General features: G+C 50.0%; 1 protein-coding gene. It reads right to left on the minus strand.

Annotation, left to right across the window (positions count from 1 at the left end; translation table 11 throughout):
* On the minus strand, positions 1 to 248 hold a 248-nt coding region (locus AC1RPR_RS08970), incomplete at both ends, for a hypothetical protein (protein WP_481763601.1).

Consider the following 248-nt stretch of genomic DNA (forward strand, 5'->3'; position numbering starts at 1 on the left):
GGCAAATACCTCGACAACCACTTCGTACAGGTAGCGGCCGAATAACGGTCGCTCTGGGCGTCGAATGCTGCACCAAATACCCCAATCCCCATTCTTGTGGCGCTCGGTGATCTGTCGATTGCGTTCTGCTATCGCAGGATCAAATTTATCGAATTCCCAGTTCGACTCTTGATACAGAGTTACGCGAATTTTGGGTACCTCCCATTGTATCGTGGATGCGCTGGTTTCAAAGAGTCCAAGAACTCTTC

The organism is Dellaglioa sp. CoH-57-MRSF-22 (assembly GCF_056781895.1).